We start from the raw sequence: 1,749 nt of genomic DNA, 5'->3' as shown, positions 1-1,749 counted from the left end.
AGACAGCATGGATCAACGACCCCAGCAAGCGCAGGGAACCCGCCCCACAAACCTCCTAACATCCCGACCGTCTCACTGGACTTGAAATCTTCCGTCAGGCCCACCGCGTACGTCCACCGGCCATGCGTGGTATCGGCGGCCAGCCGTGGACACCACGAACCCAACTGCTTTCCGCTGCTGCCGTCCTTGCACCCGCACCTGCGGTACACCCGGCCACGCTTGGGATGCTGCGCCATGGGACTCCTCTCGAAACCAAGTGGTGATGGCGTGTCCAGAGTTACGGGAGTGGTGGGTGTGGCGGCAGAGCGTGCGGGGCGTGGCGTGGAGCACAGTGAGATCGACCGGCCGGGACACGCGCTGGCGACACGCCACAAGGGTGATCACGCTGTGCGGATGGTGGGTAGGGCAGCTTGATCGCGCAGCATCGGTCGGCACGGGTCGCTGCTCGGAAGAGTGGCCTCGGGCCGGGACCAGGCGGTTCTGTCGGTCGGCCGCGGATTGTTGGGCTCGTACAACCCGGAGCACGCGCGGTGCGATGGCGCCGAGCCTCGGACCGGTCGTCGGAATGCGCTACGGCGAGCGCCGAGTATTTCCGCGAGCCCGTAGGGAATGGGTGAGTCCGGGATTTGAGGTAGCCATTCTCTGGCTGGCTTTCGGCCTGGATCGGATTGACTTCGCTCGGTGGTTCAGGGCCCCTGTCCGATGACTATCTGGGAGATCAGCGGGAATCACTGGAACCACGGTCGGAGTGGCGCTTCCCTGGAGACATGAACGCTACTCGGACCCTCTGTCAAGCCCCTGACCTGGGGACCAGATGGGGACCACACCTCATGCGCGCTGCCGCACGAGGTGCGCGAAACATGCTCATCTGCACACGCACGACGTGCGCGCGAGCGCATTTCAGGCAGGAAAAGGGGAATCCTTCCTGACTGGGGGTCAAGGGGTCGCAGGTTCAAATCCTGTCGTCCCGACTGTGAAGTCGGTTGTGAGAGCGGGTACTTGGGAAACCAGGTGCCCGCTCTTTCGGGTTTTTGAGGCCCGCTTTTGGTCCCGAGTGGTCCCAAAACGGTCCCCAGGTTTGGCCGCGTATGCGTCGCCAACCGTTGCTCCAGTGGCTGGCGTGAGGATTGTTCTTCGATCTCAAGGTGAAGTGCGAGAGCGCATTGCCGTTTTGCTGGAGCAAGGCATGGTGGCGCACTTGACCTTCGGTCAAGTGCGCCAGGCACGGGTCAAGTGGGTCAAAGTGTTTCATGTCGGGCCATTTCTAAGGCCCTTCTGGCGCCTGCTGCTTGCCGTGGAGTGACTCGGGTTGCCTCGAAGCGGCTTGGCAGCGGCCATTTCGAGGCGATAGTGATCACGGTGTGTTACCAGTGGTGGGTGATCTGGCCGCCGTGTTGGAGTTTCTCAAGGTGATGGGTGAGGGCTTGGCCGGCTTCCAGGATGCGGAGCACGTCTGGGTGGAAGCAGCGCTGGGTGGTGGTGATGAGCCGGTGGCCTGCGATTTCCATGAGGATGTGCGGAAGGATTCCGGCGTCGGCCATCCAGGTCAGGCCGGGGTGGCGCAGGTCGTGGCGGCGTAGGTGTTCGTAGCCGAGGTCCCGGGTGACGTCGTCCCAGTGGGTGGCGTCGCGCAGGACTGCGGTGCTGATGCGACCGGAAGATTTCAAGTCCAGTGAGACGGTCGGGATGTTAGGAGGTTTGTGGGGCGGGTTCCCTGCGCTTGCTGGGGTCGTTGATCCATGCTGTCTG

1 protein-coding gene is annotated in these 1,749 nt (G+C 63.2%); it reads right to left on the bottom strand.

The genetic code is table 11. The features are described 5' to 3' along the window. Window positions 1-1,364: 1,364 nt before the first annotated feature. Window positions 1,365-1,667 (bottom strand): tyrosine-type recombinase/integrase, encoded by a 303-nt coding sequence (locus ACFWPI_RS39445; RefSeq protein ID WP_380381100.1) that lies wholly within the window; start codon window positions 1,665-1,667, stop codon window positions 1,365-1,367. Between the last annotated feature and the right edge of the window lie 82 nt (window positions 1,668-1,749).

The sequence above is a fragment of the Kitasatospora sp. NPDC058492 genome, from assembly GCF_042720685.1.
Lineage (GTDB): Bacteria > Actinomycetota > Actinomycetes > Streptomycetales > Streptomycetaceae > Kitasatospora.
Note: the sequence above shows the minus strand (reverse complement) of the source record. Positions and strands in the feature narration are given on the sequence as shown.